Annotated in this window: 14 protein-coding genes; 9 read left to right on the top strand and 5 right to left on the bottom strand. The window is 32.5% G+C overall.

Translation table 11 applies throughout. From position 1 onward, the window contains the following. Nucleotides 1-4 precede the first annotated feature (4 nt). Both LQ622_RS08570 and LQ622_RS08565 read left to right on the top strand, forming a co-directional pair. Entirely contained in the window at nt 5-874 is an 870-nt protein-coding gene (locus tag LQ622_RS08570) for an ROK family protein (RefSeq protein WP_196308353.1), read from the top strand. A gap of 13 nt (nt 875-887) precedes the next feature. After that, on the top strand, nt 888-1,454 hold the full coding sequence (locus LQ622_RS08565; protein WP_239762057.1) for a GNAT family N-acetyltransferase: 567 nt from the start codon (nt 888-890) through the stop codon (nt 1,452-1,454). Between the two features lie 574 nt (nt 1,455-2,028). Here LQ622_RS08565 and LQ622_RS08560 read toward each other — a convergent pair. Together LQ622_RS08560 and LQ622_RS08555 are read right to left on the bottom strand one after the other, a co-directional pair. Next, nucleotides 2,029-2,211: a hypothetical protein gene (locus LQ622_RS08560; protein ID WP_025906889.1), complete on the bottom strand. Its 183-nt coding sequence runs from the start codon at nt 2,209-2,211 to the stop codon at nt 2,029-2,031. Nucleotides 2,212-2,295: 84 nt separating this feature from the next. Beyond that, on the bottom strand, nt 2,296-2,898 hold the full coding sequence (locus tag LQ622_RS08555) for a nitroreductase family protein (protein WP_037589109.1): 603 nt from the start codon (nt 2,896-2,898) through the stop codon (nt 2,296-2,298). A gap of 186 nt (nt 2,899-3,084) precedes the next feature. On the opposite strand from LQ622_RS08555, the gene LQ622_RS08550 reads away from it, so the two are divergent. Beyond that, the gene (locus tag LQ622_RS08550; protein ID WP_204258910.1) at nt 3,085-3,801 is read left to right on the top strand and encodes a tyrosine-protein phosphatase; all 717 of its coding nucleotides are present in this window, start codon (nt 3,085-3,087) and stop codon (nt 3,799-3,801) included. 71 nt (nt 3,802-3,872) lie between these two features. Here LQ622_RS08550 and LQ622_RS08545 read toward each other — a convergent pair whose 3' ends face one another. Continuing rightward, on the bottom strand, nt 3,873-5,063 hold the full coding sequence (locus LQ622_RS08545) for an MFS transporter (RefSeq protein WP_239762058.1): 1,191 nt from the start codon (nt 5,061-5,063) through the stop codon (nt 3,873-3,875). Between the two features lie 119 nt (nt 5,064-5,182). On the opposite strand from LQ622_RS08545, the gene LQ622_RS08540 reads away from it, so the two are divergent. Further along, the gene (locus LQ622_RS08540) at nt 5,183-5,554 is read left to right on the top strand and encodes a winged helix-turn-helix transcriptional regulator (RefSeq protein ID WP_239774934.1); all 372 of its coding nucleotides are present in this window, start codon (nt 5,183-5,185) and stop codon (nt 5,552-5,554) included. 53 nt (nt 5,555-5,607) lie between these two features. Here the strand turns inward: LQ622_RS08540 and iadA are convergent, their stop codons facing one another. Further along, a complete protein-coding gene (iadA, locus tag LQ622_RS08535; protein ID WP_239762059.1) occupies nt 5,608-6,753 on the bottom strand; it encodes a beta-aspartyl-peptidase in 1,146 nt (381 codons plus the stop codon). Between the two features lie 195 nt (nt 6,754-6,948). Here iadA and LQ622_RS08530 point away from each other — a divergent pair, with 195 nt between their 5' ends. From LQ622_RS08530 to LQ622_RS08520, 3 genes are read left to right on the top strand one after another with little or no spacing between them, the layout of a single operon-like run. Then, entirely contained in the window at nt 6,949-8,496 is a 1,548-nt protein-coding gene (locus LQ622_RS08530; protein ID WP_481817223.1) for a M4 family metallopeptidase, read from the top strand. A 52-nt stretch (nt 8,497-8,548) separates the two neighbouring features. Then, the gene (locus LQ622_RS08525) at nt 8,549-8,689 is read left to right on the top strand and encodes a hypothetical protein (protein WP_159315477.1); all 141 of its coding nucleotides are present in this window, start codon (nt 8,549-8,551) and stop codon (nt 8,687-8,689) included. Nucleotides 8,690-8,711: 22 nt separating this feature from the next. Next, nucleotides 8,712-9,551, top strand: coding sequence for a helix-turn-helix domain-containing protein (locus tag LQ622_RS08520; protein ID WP_037589104.1), 840 nt, complete (start codon nt 8,712-8,714; stop codon nt 9,549-9,551). Nucleotides 9,552-9,606: 55 nt separating this feature from the next. On the opposite strand, the gene LQ622_RS08515 is transcribed toward LQ622_RS08520, so the two are convergent. Next, nucleotides 9,607-10,242 (bottom strand): hypothetical protein, encoded by a 636-nt coding sequence (locus tag LQ622_RS08515; RefSeq protein ID WP_239762060.1) that lies wholly within the window; start codon nt 10,240-10,242, stop codon nt 9,607-9,609. Nucleotides 10,243-10,401: 159 nt separating this feature from the next. On the opposite strand from LQ622_RS08515, the gene LQ622_RS08510 reads away from it, so the two are divergent. Together LQ622_RS08510 and LQ622_RS08505 are read left to right on the top strand one after the other, a co-directional pair. After that, entirely contained in the window at nt 10,402-11,703 is a 1,302-nt protein-coding gene (locus LQ622_RS08510; protein ID WP_239762061.1) for a Na+/H+ antiporter NhaC family protein, read from the top strand. Nucleotides 11,704-11,839: 136 nt separating this feature from the next. Continuing rightward, nucleotides 11,840-12,433 carry a hypothetical protein gene (locus LQ622_RS08505; protein ID WP_196308140.1) on the top strand — a complete coding sequence of 198 codons (594 nt, stop codon included), beginning with the start codon at nt 11,840-11,842 and terminating at the stop codon, nt 12,431-12,433. Nucleotide 12,434: the final 1 nt, after the last annotated feature.

Below are 12,434 nucleotides of genomic sequence, written 5' to 3'. Positions count from 1 at the left end.
ATAAGTGAAACTTCTAGGTGCGATTGAAGCGGGTGGAACGAAATTTGTATGTGCAGTTGGTGATGAAGATTTAAATGTAATTGAACGCATCTCTATACCAACAACTGAGCCGTCAGAAACATTACCTAAAGTTATAGAATTTTTTAAACAATATCAAATTAGTAGTATAGGTATAGGATCATTTGGACCGATAGATATCAATAAAGATTCTGATACATATGGATATATCACTTCGACACCAAAAATTGCGTGGCAAAATTTTGATTTTATAGGAGCAGTTCAAGAACATTTCGACGTACCTGTAGCATTTACAACAGATGTAAATGCCTCTTTATACGGTGAGTATAAAAAAGGAATCGCAAAAAATATTGACTCAGCGGTTTACTATACAGTAGGTACTGGTATCGGTGGCGGTGCGATCGTTAAAGGGAAAATTGTACAAGGATTAAGTCATCCTGAAATGGGACATATGTCTATTAAAATTCATAAAGATGATCAAGACTTTGAAGGTAATTGTCCGTACCACGGTAATTGCTTAGAAGGTTTAGCTTCAGGTCCAGCAATCGAAAAAAGAGCAGGTATTTCTGCAAAAGAAATTCATGAAAATGCTCAAGACTGGGATATCGTTGCTTATTATATTGCACAAGCAGCACTTAATACAGCACTTATGTTGTCTCCTGAAAAAATCATTTTTGGCGGTGGTGTGATGCATCAAACACATTTATTAAAAAAAGTGCATGAGCAATTTGAACGATTAAATAACAACTATATTGCAGTTCCACCAGTAGAAGAATATATTGTTACACCAAGTTTAAATGATGACCAAGGTATAATCGGTTGTCTAGCATTAGCGTTGAACGAATATCAATCATAAGTAGGTGTTAAGTATGGATGTATTAGTAGAATTAGCAAAAAATCAAATATTGGAAACAGAAAGACTTATTTTAAGACCTATTAATTTAAATGATGTTGAATCATTATTCGAATATGCATCTGATGTTGAAAATACAACACATGTGTTTCCAACACACTTATCTAAAGAAGAAACTAAAAGTACAATTGCAGGATATTATATGAGAGCGCCATTAGGAAAGTATGGAATCGAATTAAAATCCGAAGATAAATTAATAGGTACAATTGATTTAAGAGTTGAGCAAGAACATAAACGCGGAGAACTCGGTTATGCCCTTAACTTAAAATATACAGGTAATGGCTATATGACAGAAGCGGGATTAGCATTGCTATCACTTTCATTTGAAACATTAGGGCTTAATCAAGTAAAAGCAATGCACAGTACAATTAATCCGAAATCAGGCGAAGTGATGAAAAGACTTGGTATGAAGAAAATAGGGGTCATGCCTAAAAACAGAATCCATAAAGAAAAAGTAGTAGACGATGTCATTTATGCCATAACCGACACAGAATATGCAGAAATGGTAAAAAGTGAGAAGTAGTAGTGTGTAATGGTGTGGGTGGTGTAAGTTTGAGTATTGGGTCTTGGCTTAAGTGATGAATAAAGCCAAGAGATCGAGTAAGTCTTGGCTTAAGTACTGAATAAAGCCAAGAGATCGACCAAGTCATGGCTTAAGTGATGAGTAAAGCCAAGAAATCGTGTAAGTCATGGCTTAAGTGTTGAATAAAGCCAAGAGATCGACCAAGTCATGGCTTAAGTGATGAATAAAGCCAAGAGATCGCCCAAGTCATGGCTTAAGTACAGAGTAAAGCCAAGAGATCGTCCAAGTCATGGCTTAAGTACTGAATAAAGCCAAGAGATCGTCCAAGTCATGGCTTAAGTACAGAATAAAGCCAAGAGATCGCCCAAGTCATGGCTTAAGTACCGAGTAAAGCCAAGAGATCGCCCAAGTCATGGCTTAAGTCCCGAATAAAGCCAAGAGATCGTCTAAGTCATGGCTTAAGTACCGAATAAAGCCAAGACTTTCCCACCATCCACCCCCCAAACAAAAAACAAACTGAACTTACATAAGTTCAGTTTGCTCATATTGCTCCTAATCGGAAAGCAGCTTATGGTTAAGCTGCTTTTTTCATTTTTGTTAAAACTTTGAGTCCATATGCAAAGATACCGTATCCTACTAATGAACTTGGTAACCAAGTTTTAGTTAATGTGCTATCATTTTTTCTACTGAATAATGCATATGGCACGAACGTTGAAATTAAGTAAAGTACTAGAACCTTTTGATAACGTTTGTTCATCTTAAACACCTCACTTTGTTACTTTCATTATAATACTTTTTTATGCATGAATGAGGTGAGTTTTTTACAAATTTAGAACATTCTTTATTCGAATTTCGCAAATGCTGATGCTGGTATGCGTGAGGCTCTATCATTATTCATTTCACCTTTACCAATTGAGATAAGCATTGCTGGTACTAAGTTATCTTCAATATTAAATGCATCAATTACTGCTTGTTTGTCAAAGCCTATCATTGGGCAAGTTGCGAGACCTGCGTCTTCACTGACTAACATTAAACTCATCGCAAATAATGAAGCGCCACGTATTGCTTCGTCTCTTCTGTTTGTATCACTTTCAAAGAATTGGTGGACACTTTGTATTAATCCTGATTTTTTATCAGCTGGTATATGTTTATGGTCTATCCAATCATCTGCGATATCACCAATTGTTTCATGTGCATTTAAGTCACCTAAAATGATAAATGTCGCGCTAGATTCTTTTATTTTAATTTGTTTATTAGCTGCGTTATATAATTTTTCTTTTGCTTCATCTGTATCAACAACAATTACTTTCCATTGTTGTAAGTTCCAAGCTGAAGGTGATAATGCAGCTTGATCTAATAAATTATAAATTGTTTCTCTATCTAAATCGTATGGCTCATAAGATTTAACAGAGCGTCTTTTTTCTAATGCTTTTGCTAATTCCATGTTTTTCCCACTCCTTATATGTCGATATTTTTATGTTCATATAAAATAGTTTTAAAAACAACTTTTCTGCTTATTTGCAAAAATCAGTCATTTTAATACTGGTTACAAACAGTTATTTGTTACAATATAAGTAATAAGGGAATAAAGTTGTATGATTATAGTTGCGTAATAAAAGGAGAGGTGCACATGATAGATATTCATAATCATTTATTATATGGATTAGATGATGGTCCATTAGATGAGGAAAGTATGCTTGAACTTGCAAGAGAAGCTGAGAAAATTGGTATAACAGATATAGTTGCAACACCTCATTATATAAAACATCGGTTTAGAAATAATGCCGATATCGTTAAAAGTAGAACTGAAGAAGTACAATCTCTATTAAATGATCATCATATTGATATTAAAGTTTATCCTAGCCAAGAAATTCATATGTTTGGTGAGGAACTTGAAGGATTAGAATCCGGTGAATTGTTACCTATTACTGAAGGTTCAAGATATGTGTTAATTGAGTTTCCATTTTTCTCGATACCAGAATTTGCTGAACAAACATTTGAAAAGTTATTTAATGCTGGATACCGTCCAATATTAGCTCATCCAGAACGTATCATTCCGATTCAAGATGATCCACAAATTTTATTTAATTTAATTGATAGAGGCGCATTATGTCAAGTTACAGCAGGCTCTTTAGTGAATAAATATGGCGAAGATGCTAAAAGAGTAGCTGATTATTTATTAGAACAAGATGCTATTCATATTCTTGGAAGTGATGCTCATAATACATCCAATAGAAACTTTCATATTAAAGAAGCATATGAATTTTTAGAACGTACGAAAGGTATTGAGACTGTCACACGATTGAAAGAGAACGCACGAAAAATATTAAAAAATGAAGAAATTTGAAGTATTTAAAAAGCGAGAAACGCATGAGGTACCCGTTGATATCTCATACATTTCTCGCTTTTTTATTATTATTAAGTTGTTTGTAAAGGTTCAGCTGTTTCATGCTTGTTAACGACAAACATTAAAATACTTGCTACAAGCACCATGATAAATGCGAAATAAGGCGTGCTAGATAGTGTTAAGTGGTTTAATATAAATCCACCGATAACAGAACCAAGTGTAATACCTATGTTAAATGCAGAGATGTTTAAACTTGAAGCGAAATTGACAGTTTCTTTACTATTACGTCCAGCAAAAAGTACGACAATAAGTTGTAACCCGGGAACATTCATAAATGCGAATAGTCCCATTAATAATATACTGATAAGGCCAACTACATGAAAATGTATCGTAAATCCAACAAGTAATAACGTTAATGCTTGTAAAAGAAAAATAATCGTTAATGATTTCGTTGGCGCATGGTTCGTTAATTTTCCACCTAATGTATTACCAATCGCAACCATCACACCATACAATATTAAAATAATGACAATACTATTTGAGTCATAACCTAATATATTCGTTAAAATTTCAGTCATATAAGTGTAAACAACAAATGTACCACCATAGCCAAGCGCTGTAATTAAATAAATAGACATAAGCGGTTTGTTTTTAAAGATAGCAAGTTGTTTAATAATAGGTGCTTGCTCATATTCTGTTAAATTTTTTGGAACGAATGATATATTTGCGATTAAACTAATGAGTCCTATCAAAGCAATCGTATAGAATGACATTTCGTAACCGAAGTTTTGACCGACCCAAGTACCAAATGGGACACCTGTAATCGTTGCAACTGTTAAACCTGTAAACATCATGGCGATGGCACTTGAGCGTTTATGCGCAGGGACTAAGTCAGCTGCAATGGTTGTTGCAATAGACATGAATACACCATGTGAGAAAGCACTAAGCACTCTCATAGCGAGTAATAAACTAAATGATGTTGCAAGTCCTGCAAATACATTAGCAATAATAAACACAACCATAATGAGTATTAAAACATTCTTTCTTTTCATATTGTTTGTTAAAGGCGTTAAGATAGGTGCGCCAACTGTAACACCAATAGCATATAAAGATACAGTAAGTCCTGCTAATGGGATTGTCACATCAAAGGCATCTTTAATTAATGGGAGTAATCCTACGCTAATAAATTCAGTAGAACCAATAGCAAAAGCTGAGATAGCAAGTGATATAAGTGCGAGTTGATTCGAAAATTTGTTTTTCAATTTTTATATTCCTTCCTTTGTTATAAGATATGTGATATTTTAAAACGTAATAAGACAAATAGGAAGTACGCACTTTAAAGTCATATAGGTACTAAAAAGTGCCTTAGGGAGGAATCATGATGGAAGTTACGGAATATAATATTGGTGTAGAAGCAACAATAGATGTCATTGGCGGTAAATGGAAGCCAGTGATACTGTGTCATTTAAAGCATGGAACAATGCGAACATCTGAACTTAAAAAAGCTATTCCGCAAATTACACAAAAAATGTTAACGCAACAATTAAGAGAATTAGAAAAAGATGGCATTATTAATCGAATTGTATATCAACAAGTACCACCAAAAGTTGAATACGAGATATCAGAATATGGTAGTACACTAAATGAATTACTAGAGCACTTATGTAAATGGGGAGAATTCCATATTAAAAAACGTAAAGAAGATGGGGAGCAAATAGAGCTTGATTCCGTAGAATTTATAGATGGAATTTAAATAGGAAGTGTAAATAAGCAGGGACAAATTTTTGTCCCTGCTTGTTTTGTATTTTATTCAAACATACCTTTTCTAATCATTTGATAATCTGAAAGCATATGTTGTCCTTTTGCAAATACATCTTTTATTTGTTTCTTTTTCGGATTAATTATTAATATATCTGCATCATAGTGTTCTTCGATATGACCTTTATGATGTAGTGTTAATACGTTTGCGACATTAGAAGTAAATAAAGCAATTACTTCTTCCCAGTTCGAGTCTTGTACCAATAAATTAAATAATTGGTCTGTTAGCGTGCTGCATTTTGCAACATCATAACCTACAAGTTGATTGTGTTTATCGAATTTAGGTAAACTGCCATGTCCATCTGAAGAAACCGTCAACTTCGAGATGTCTCCTCCATGTGCTCGGTAATAATTGACGTATTCTACAGTATTTGAACTTGCTGTTAAGTCAACATACACACCTTTATGACTTAATGAAATACCTTCTTCTAACAAATCTATCCCTTTATCAAAATGTGTCACATATAGTTTGTTCGGTTTAACATCAAAATGATCGATTAGGTCATGAATTTGTTTCAGTTTATGTTTGCCTGTACCTATATGAAAATGTGTTACACCAGCTTTTCCACTTAGCATTCCGCCTACTGTTGTGTCAGCCACAATTCTTGCAAGTTCTTCAATTGTTGGAATAGATGATCTGAAATCATTTATAGCAATCTCACCAGTGCCAATCACTTTATCAATTAAAAACAAATCTTCTTTGATGGAGTTTGTAATTGTAGTAACGGGCAAGTGATAATTACCTGTGTACATATATGTAGAGACACCTTCAGCTTCTAATGCTTGAGCCTTTGCATATAAACTCGTTAGTGTTCTAGAAATACCATCTGTACCTATTAAGCCAACTACGCTTGTAATACCATTTGATATTAAATTTGTTAATTGAACTTCTGGCGTTCGCGTCACATAACTCGCTTCTCCGCCACCTCCAAGCAAATGAATATGTGGGTCTATAATCCCAGGCATAACCGTATATCCTGTAGCATCGATGATCTTTAAGTTTGGATCCAGTTGCTTTATTAATTCAATATCTATATCTCCGATTTTAATAATAGATCGCCCTTGAATAAGTATCGATTGCTGACCCTTATAGTTCGGTGAATATACATCACCATTTTTAATAATTGTAAACATCAGCATCCTCCTTTAAAGCTTTCATTATATATATTTTAGTGTAAGTATGTCGTTAAATCAAAATGTAGCAAATCAAATTAATATATGTGGATATTCTATATGTAATATAAAATTACACTTTTTATAATGACTTTATACTTCATGTTATATATAATTAAATTGTACTTATTCTAAAAATATATAGGGGTGGATTAAATGTATCGATCGAAAAAAATTTTATCAGTAGGTTTTACTTCAGTTATGGCTTTGACTTTAGGATTATCAAATGTGGCTAGTGCGAAAGAAAGTAGTCCTTTAGATCAAAAGGAATTAAAATCAATTCCTAAACAAGAAATAAACACAAAAGCTGAAGCGCAAGAGATTTTGAGTCAGTTACCAAGCAATCCAAATATTAAGAAAAGTTACAAACAATTTGAAGTAGCAAATGAATTTAAAGATAACTTAGGATATACGCATTATACTTTAAAACCTAAAGTAGATAACTACGTTGTCGAAGATAAAGAAGTCAAGATACATACCAATGATAATCAAGAATTAGAGCTCGTCAATGGGGATGTCAATACAGAAAAAGTTACATATACAAATAAACAAAGTTTATCTAAAGATGAAGCGGTTAATAAAGCTTTTGAAAGTATCGGCGTAAGTCAAAATGAAGTGAAAAATATTAAAGGACAAAAAGTCGTTAACAAAGATGAACTAGTGATCAATGCTGAAAAGAAAAAATTAGTCTATAATGTTGAAATTATTTATTTAGATCCTAAACCAGCACGTTGGGAAATTAAAATTGATGCTGAGACTGGTGAAGTTGTAAGTAAGAAAAATAAAATTGAACATATTGCCGGAAGTGGTGTAGGTGTTAATGGGGATACTAAAAAGCCACTCAATTTAACAAAAATAAGCAATGGTTATGGTTTACAAGATGAAACACATTCTGGAACAATCCATACTTATGATGCAAAGAATGGTACGTCTAGCTTTTCACTTATGACAGATACGGATACAAACTTTAATAGTAAAAATCAAGCTGCAGGAGTGGATGCCCATTTTAATGCTGCTAAAACATATGATTACTATTTAAACACACACAATAGAGATAGTTATGATGGAAACGGTGCAGAAATTAATTCTATTGTTCATTTTGATAGAAATTATAATAATGCCTTTTGGAATGGCCAATACATGGTGTATGGAGATGGAGATGGTAGAACATTTACATCATTATCAGCTGCAGATGATGTTGTTGCACATGAATTAACACATGCTGTTACAGAACATAGTGCAAATCTTGTATATGAGAATCAACCAGGTGCTTTAAATGAATCAATGTCAGATGTGTTTGGTTACTTCGTTGACCCTGAAGACTGGTTAATGGGAGAAGATGCATACACACCAGGTAAACCAGGTGATGGATTAAGAAGTCTTTCTAATCCAGAACAATATAATCAACCTGCACATATGAATAATTATCAGAACTTGCCAAATACTGAACAAGGTGACTATGGTGGCGTGCATATTAATAGTGGTATACCGAATAAAGCAGCTTATTTAACAATTACTAAAATTGGAAAAGAAAAATCAGAAGACATCTATTATAGAGCTTTAACACAATACTTAAGTTCAAACTCTTCATTCTTAGATGCTAAATTTGCGTTAAAACAAGCAGCATCTGATTTATATGGTGCAAACTCAACAGAAGTACAACAAGTGGTCAATGCTTGGAATTCAGTAGGCGTAACTGGATAAAATAATTGTATTTTCACACATTGAGACTTAAAATAAAGAGGAGGACATTAACATGCAGAATCCGAAACATATGATACATCGTAAAATGCTTATGAATCAAGGTCGTGTATATTTGACGGGACAAATATGCACAGCAACACCGATACCAGATGATATGCATAGCGTGGGTTATTCAAACATGTTAATTCGATAACTGAATACGGGGAGCGTTATATATGAAATTAGGAGAACGTGTCAAACAAAGGAGAATAGATTTAAAGCTATCTCAACAGAATTTAGCGCAAGGTATTGCGACTCAAAGTCAAATTTCAAAAATAGAAAAGAATGAATTACAACCGGGATCTCAACTACTATTTAACATTTCAAGAAGATTAAATTGTAGTATGGACTATTTATACATTGGCGATGAGTTAGATACACAATTAGAACAGAAGTTAAAAGTAATAGAAAGATTGTTAGAAGAGCGTGATTATGATGCTCTAATACCTATTATAGATGGCAATTATTTATCTAATAGTTCAACAGATGAAATTGCTGCTTCGAAGTGGGTAAGATCGATTATTACTTTTTATAAGCATGATGATGTTGAACAATCTCTACAACTAATAGAAGAAGCTTATCGTTTAATGGATCATAATATGTATGAGAAATTACAAGTTTCTATCTGTAATACGCGCGCAATTTACTACTATAGACAGAATGAAAATGAAAAAGCAAAGTCATCACTAGAACAAGGTTTAGAAATTGCTAAACGCTATAATGTAGACGATAATTATCAAATCAAATTGTTATATACATTATCTAATATCTACTCGAATGAAAAAGCTTATGACAGATGTTTAGCTTATGCACAATCTGCATTAGATATTACGATTAAATCGAATAGATATATGTTATATAGCGAATTAGTTTATAATATTGTGCAATCACGATTAGAGATGGGTATTCTAAATGATACAGATAAGAAACAATTAGACATTGCACTTTTCTTAAGTGAACAATCTAAAAAACATAACATCACAATATTAATTAGAGATTTAATGAAAACTTTATAAACAAAAATACTTTCATAACCAATTCTTTTAAACGAATGGGATATGAAAGTATTTTTTATTTTTGAATGACTTGAAGTATGGTCTCTGTCGTTAATTCAGATTCAAGTTTAGAAGCTAATTGTTGAATGTCTTTAAAGTCATGTCTGTCTTTATAAGGATATGTATAATTGATCGTCTTTAATATATGTAAGACAATCGCTTCTTCTAATATGACATGTTTATTGTTCAAAATAGTCGTCGTAACCTTTTCGGGGTAGTATTCTTTAATGATTTCATATATGTATAACTTCGCAAAATAATACGCTATCACATCGTATAATAAATCATATTTATGACATAGAGATTCTATAAATAAATATAAATGTGCGTTATCTTCTAATTGAATTGAAGCATCTTCTTTATATGTCCCAACAAGAAAATAAATATCTGGCCTTAAATATGTTTGATATTGCTTTAGAAATTTCAGCCTTACTTCAAAGATAATATGAACCAATGTTGAATTTATTTTTAAAATTAAGGGAAGGTCTTGTTCTAATTTTAGAAGCGTTGGATGGATATTTTGACATTGTACATGTTCATCATAACCTGCATGCTGAAACTCTGTATGATACTTTGTAAAATATGAAAGCCTCGACTGTTCATTTAAATGAAAGTTATTAAAAAAATCATTAATTGTATTACTAATAATCATAATTGAACCCCTTAACATTTGCTTTAATCTTATGATAGTTATATTACCTGATTTTGATGATTTAATCATCAAATGGTAAAATTAAAAATTAATATTTGACGAGAAACAATATGTACTGTACCCTTTTAAAGTATTCAAGATATATAAGAGGAGAAAATAATGAATCAAATTAATCATAAAGGATCATTTATAGCTTTATTACCGTTAATCGTATTTGTAACGCTGTTTATAGGTACTGGATTAATCATGAAAGATTTTAATTACTTACCTTTAAATGTAGCGATTCTGATTGCAGCAGTCTTTGCATGTGCCATGTATCCAAAGACGCCTTTAGCTAAAAAATTAGATATATTTACAAAAGGCGCAGCTCATCCTAACATTTTATTAATGGTATTTGTCTTTTTAATGGCAGGTGCATTTAGTCAAACAGCTAAAAGTATGGGGGCTGTAAGTTCAACTGTTAATTTAGGATTATCTTTAATTCCCGGACAGTTTTTATTAGCAGGTTTATTCATAGTTGGTGCATTTATTTCAGTAGCTATGGGTACATCAATGGGAACAGTAGCAGCATTAGCACCAGTAGGCGTAGGTATCTCAGAAGCAACAGATATCTCACTTGCTTTAACAACAGCAACTGTCGTAGGCGGTGCAATGTTCGGCGATAATTTATCAATGATTTCAGATACAACCATCGCAGCAGTTAGAACACAACAAACGAAAATGAGCGATAAATTTAAGATGAATTTCTTAATTGTATTACCAGGTGCTATCTTAACAGTGCTTATTCTATGGTTTGTTACAAAAGATGCAGGTATGACAGATGCTAGCCAAGGTGGCTATAGTATCATTAAAGTCATTCCATACTTATTTGTATTAATTAGTGCATTGTGTGGAATGAACGTTTTGATGGTATTAGTACTTGGTGTCATCGTAGCAAGTTTAATAGGATTATTAGACGGCTCATTTACACTATCAGAAAACTTAAAAGCAATCTCAGACGGACTTATCGGCATGCAAGATATTTCTATGATCGCATTATTAATCGGTGGTATGATTGGTCTCATAGAATACCATGGCGGAATCAAATGGTTGCTCAATACCGTAACGAAACGCTTGAAATCTAAACGAGGTGCAGAATTTGGAATTGCCAGTTTAGTAAGCGTGACAAATTTAGCAACAGCTAACAACACAATTTCAATCATTACAGCAGGACCACTCGCAAAAGAAATAGCAGATGATTATCAAATTGATCGCAGAAAATCAGCAAGTATATTAGATATATTTGCAAGTACAGTACAAGGAATTATTCCATATGGCGCACAAGTATTAGCAGCAACAAGCGTCGCAGGAATATCAACAGTATCACTATTACCTTATTCATTTTATCCATATTTATTAGGCATATGCGGTATCGTGTCTATTATAATAGGCTATCCACGTAAGAAGAAAGAAGCGGAGTAATAGCCATTAAACCCTATCCATCAACGTGATGGATAGGGTTTTTATATATTTGCTTGAAAATAGAAAATGGATTATATAATATAAAAATAATATATAAAGAGAGATGTGAAAACTATGTAAGTTAGGTGAGCAATTCATGTGGAATAGTATAAAAAAGTACAAAGTCTGGATATTATTTGCGTTTTATCTAAACCTGTTTAGGTTGACGTTAGTTGTATTAATACTCTCATTATATCTATATTTAAACTTCTCAAAGTATTCCGTTTATTATGCTAAACATATACCTCATGACAAAGGAAGAGACCCAGAAGTTGAAATGTTAATCAAAAATATAGCTAGAGCAGAAACTCCAAAGATAGAGGGTGTAACTTATTCTCCGACGTGTATATATGGAATCGGTAATTGTTTAAAATATTCAGTAGATGGAATTAATAGTGAAGATACAAAAAATCCTGATCATCATCGTTCTGTAATTATGGGAGATTCCAAAAATGAAATTGAATATATAGAAAATTATGATATATATTTATTTAATGATAAATATAAATTAATTTCATTTATTGAAAAAAGAGGACTAGAAAAGCCTGTTTCAAATATTAATGAAATTGAAGTAAAAAAACAAATACGTTCAATTGTTCAACCTGTAATAAATGTTCAACCTAAGCCAAAGGTTAATTTACAATGGGTATTTAATTGGTGGTATAAAGACTATTTTAGGAATGAATATTAAT

Origin of the sequence: Mammaliicoccus sp. N-M50, from assembly GCF_022386995.1 — a bacterium.
Taxonomy (GTDB): Bacteria; Bacillota; Bacilli; order Staphylococcales; family Staphylococcaceae; genus Mammaliicoccus; species Mammaliicoccus sciuri_A.
The sequence above is the reverse complement of the archived record's forward strand: the minus strand, read 5'-3'. Positions and strand labels throughout refer to the sequence as shown.

Excerpts from the sequence above, each read along its gene's own strand:
- LQ622_RS08565 (WP_239762057.1), top strand. The coding sequence starts at position 888 with ATGGATGTATTAGTAGAATTAGCAAAAAATCAAATATTGGAAACAGAA.
- LQ622_RS08560 (WP_025906889.1), bottom strand. The coding sequence starts at position 2,211 with ATGAACAAACGTTATCAAAAGGTTCTAGTACTTTACTTAATTTCAACG.
- LQ622_RS08555 (WP_037589109.1), bottom strand. The coding sequence starts at position 2,898 with ATGGAATTAGCAAAAGCATTAGAAAAAAGACGCTCTGTTAAATCTTAT.
- LQ622_RS08550 (WP_204258910.1), top strand. The coding sequence starts at position 3,085 with ATGATAGATATTCATAATCATTTATTATATGGATTAGATGATGGTCCA.
- LQ622_RS08540 (WP_239774934.1), top strand. The coding sequence starts at position 5,183 with ATGGAAGTTACGGAATATAATATTGGTGTAGAAGCAACAATAGATGTC.
- iadA (WP_239762059.1), bottom strand. The coding sequence starts at position 6,753 with ATGTTTACAATTATTAAAAATGGTGATGTATATTCACCGAACTATAAG.
- LQ622_RS08530 (WP_481817223.1), top strand. The coding sequence starts at position 6,949 with ATGTATCGATCGAAAAAAATTTTATCAGTAGGTTTTACTTCAGTTATG.
- LQ622_RS08525 (WP_159315477.1), top strand. The coding sequence starts at position 8,549 with ATGCAGAATCCGAAACATATGATACATCGTAAAATGCTTATGAATCAA.
- LQ622_RS08520 (WP_037589104.1), top strand. The coding sequence starts at position 8,712 with ATGAAATTAGGAGAACGTGTCAAACAAAGGAGAATAGATTTAAAGCTA.
- LQ622_RS08515 (WP_239762060.1), bottom strand. The coding sequence starts at position 10,242 with ATGATTATTAGTAATACAATTAATGATTTTTTTAATAACTTTCATTTA.
- LQ622_RS08510 (WP_239762061.1), top strand. The coding sequence starts at position 10,402 with ATGAATCAAATTAATCATAAAGGATCATTTATAGCTTTATTACCGTTA.
- LQ622_RS08505 (WP_196308140.1), top strand. The coding sequence starts at position 11,840 with ATGTGGAATAGTATAAAAAAGTACAAAGTCTGGATATTATTTGCGTTT.